At 71.6% G+C, this 2,370-nt stretch carries 3 protein-coding genes; all 3 read right to left on the bottom strand.

Annotation, left to right across the window (positions count from 1 at the left end; translation table 11 throughout):
• A partial coding sequence (locus ABT336_RS27285) for an inositol monophosphatase family protein (RefSeq protein ID WP_350900458.1) occupies positions 1 to 592 on the bottom strand: 592 nt, incomplete at its 3' end.
• 121 nt (positions 593 to 713) lie between these two features.
• Positions 714 to 1,304 (bottom strand): aminoacyl-tRNA hydrolase, encoded by a 591-nt coding sequence (gene pth, locus ABT336_RS27290; RefSeq protein WP_350900454.1) that lies wholly within the window; start codon positions 1,302 to 1,304, stop codon positions 714 to 716.
• Between the two features lie 111 nt (positions 1,305 to 1,415).
• Positions 1,416 to 2,096 (bottom strand): 50S ribosomal protein L25/general stress protein Ctc, encoded by a 681-nt coding sequence (locus ABT336_RS27295; protein ID WP_350900456.1) that lies wholly within the window; start codon positions 2,094 to 2,096, stop codon positions 1,416 to 1,418.
• Between the last annotated feature and the right edge of the window lie 274 nt (positions 2,097 to 2,370).

Genomic DNA, 2,370 nt, shown 5'->3' on the forward strand with positions numbered 1-2,370 from the left:
CCGCGATCTTCGCCCCCGCCGACCCCATCGGCACCAACTGCGCCCCGACCTCCTCGGCCAGATCGGTCAGGAACACCGGCGGGCGACTCCGACTCACCGCCAGCCGGATGGTCCGACCGCCACCGGAGGTCGCCGCCTCCAGCGTCATCGGCGGGTACGCCGGCGGATAGTCGGTACCCAGGACGCGGTGCTGGGCGGGCAGACCCACCGCACCGGCCACCAGACCGTGCGGGGTCGAGGCGTTACGCGCCCACAACGCCACGTGCACCGCCCAGTCCGACCGCCCCTCCTCCGAGAACTCCCGCGTCCCGTCCAACGGATCGATGATCCACACCCGGTCGGCGGTCATCCGGGACACGCCACCGGAGTTCACCTCCGTGGTCCAGGTCAGCCGGGCACCGGCGTCCTCCTCGGAGAGCACCGCGTCACCGGGGCGCCACTTCGCCAGTTCGGCCCGGATCAGCTCGTGCGACACCTTGTCGCCCGCCGTCTTCAACGCCCCGGCGTCGGCGAACCCCAGCTCGACGCGGAGCGCCGTCAACGCCTGACCGGCCTGCGCCGCCAACCACCGGGCGAACGCCCCGTCGATCATCGGAGGACTGCCCACCACGTGCTCCCGTCGACCCGGCCACAACCTCACGCCGTGACACGAAACCGTCAAAAGGCGCAGAATACCGCCCCCGCGTCCCGCTGTGGAGCTGCCCCGCCCCCGCTCAGCGGCCGTGATACTCGTTCTGAGTCGGCTCGACACCCCGCGTGACGACCGACTCGACAACGTCCGCCGCCCGGTCCACCAGGAACTCCAACTCCTTGCGCTCGCCGGACGAGAAGTCCGACAGGACGTAGTCGGCCGGGTCCTTTCGCCCCGGCGGACGACCCACCCCGAACCGCACCCGTACGTAGTCCTTCGTGCCGAGCGACTTCGACATCGAACGCAGACCGTTGTGTCCGCCCTCGCCGCCGCCGCACTTGATGCGTACCTGCCCGTAGTCGATGTCCAACTCGTCATGGACCGCGATGATCTGCCCCGGCGACACCTTGAAGAACTGCGCCAGAGCCGCCACCGGCCCACCCGAGAGGTTCATGAAGGTCAGCGGCTTGGCCACCACGAGCTTCGGGCCGCCGAACCCCAGCCGCCCCTCGCCGACCTCGGCCATCGCCCGCCGGTGTCGACCGAGCTTCCCACCGACCCGGGCCGCCACCAGGTCGGCGACCATGAACCCGACGTTGTGCCGGTTACCGGCGTACTCCCGACCCGGGTTTCCCAGGCCGACCACCAGCCACGGCCCCGACTCCTCAGCCACCAGCGCCCCTTCCCCTCGTCACCACCGCCGACCGGTCACACCACCCATCCGGTACGCCGACAGGCGCCCCCTGTACGCCGGGAGCGCCTGTCACAGGATGCTGTGGTCCGCTCAGGCCTCGGCGCGCGCCTCGGCCGGGGCCTGCTCGCCCTCGGCGGCCTCGGCCGGGGCCTGCTCGCCCTCGGCTGCGGTCTCCTCCTCGGCGGCCTCCTCGGCCTCCGGGAGGGTCGCCTCCAGCTGCTCGGCGGTCGGAGCGGCGGTGATCGAAGCGACGAGCGTGTCGGCCTCGACGGCCAGCTCGACGCCCCTGGGCAGCTCGACGTCGCCAGCGGTCACCTGGGTGCCGGCCTCGGCGCCCTCGATGGAGACCTCCAGGTGGTCGGGCACCTTGGTGGCGTCGGCGTTCACCGACAGGGTGTCGTGGTCATGCACGATCAGGGTGTCCTTGGCCGCGTCCCCGGTGAGCTGGACCGGCACGTCGACGGTGACCTTCTCGCCCCGCCGCACCAGCAGCAGGTCGATGTGCTCGAAGGTGTCCTTGATCGGGTCACGCTGGATGGCCTTCGGCAGCGCCAGCACCTGGGTGCCGTCGCTGACCTCGATCGCGAAGAGCTGGTTGGCGCCGCCCTTACGGATCGCGGCGGCGAACTCCAGCGCCGGCAGCGCGATGTGCTTGGGCTTCTCGCCGTGGCCGTACAGCACGGCAGGCACCTTGCCGGCCCGGCGGGTACGACGGGCACCACCCTTGCCGAACTCGGTACGGGGCTCGGCGCTGATCTTTACCTCGGACACGGGGAGACTCCTGATGCTTTCGCTGCGGCGGCTTGTCGACTGGCGGTGCTGGGCGAGGGGCTCGCAGGGGCTCAGTGTCATGATCGACTGCCCGGAGCACCGCGTCGATGACGGCGCCTCCGTGCGGCCATCTGCGGCCCGCCGGGCACCCTCGCCGTGGCAACCGCAATAGTCTACCCGAGGCCGTGACGCGCCTGACGGCGGTCCCCGGACACCGCGTGCCGGGGGCCGCCGTGGGGGCGGTCCCCGGCCCGCGCAGACCGTCGCCACAGGT

It is taken from the genome of Micromonospora sp. NPDC000207, assembly GCF_040300925.1.
GTDB lineage: Bacteria > Actinomycetota > Actinomycetes > Mycobacteriales > Micromonosporaceae > Micromonospora.